This window comes from Bhargavaea ullalensis, assembly GCF_042432615.1.
GTDB classification, from domain to species: Bacteria; Bacillota; Bacilli; order Bacillales_A; family Planococcaceae; genus Bhargavaea; species Bhargavaea ullalensis.
Genome location: NZ_JBHLWY010000053.1, coordinates 1 through 553 on the forward strand (window position 1 = coordinate 1; position 553 = coordinate 553).

1 rRNA gene is annotated in these 553 nt (G+C 57.5%); it reads left to right on the forward strand.

Features of this window, described 5'->3' with window-relative positions:
* Positions 1 to 553 (forward strand): 23S ribosomal RNA (locus ACFFIY_RS14355); the annotation flags it as partial.

Genomic DNA, 553 nt, shown 5'->3' on the forward strand with positions numbered 1-553 from the left:
CGCTTGGAAGTGAGAATGCCGGTATGAGTAGCGAAAGACGGGTGAGAATCCCGTCCACCGAATGCCTAAGGTTTCCTGAGGAAGGCTCGTCCGCTCAGGGTCAGTCGGGACCTAAGTCGAGGCCGAAAGGCGTAGACGATGGACAACAGGTTGATATTCCTGTACCACCTCCCCGCCGTTTGAGTGACGGGGTGACGCAGGAGGATAGGGTGAGCGCGCTGTTGGTCATGCGCGTCCAAGCAGTGAGGCGGGGGATGAGGAAAATCCCATCTCCGCATACGCCAGGCTGTGACGGCAAGGGGAATTGTCCCCGGAGTCCCTGATTTCACACTGCCAAGAAAAGCCTCTAGCGAGGCGGGAGGTGCCCGTACCGCAAACCGACACAGGTAGGCGAGGAGAGAATCCTAAGGTGATCGAGAGAACTCTCGTTAAGGAACTCGGCAAAATGACCCCGTAACTTCGGGAGAAGGGGTGCTCTGGTAGGGTGCAAGCCCGAGAGAGCCGCAGTGAATAGGCCCAGGCGACTGTTTAGCAAAAACACAGGTCTCTGCAA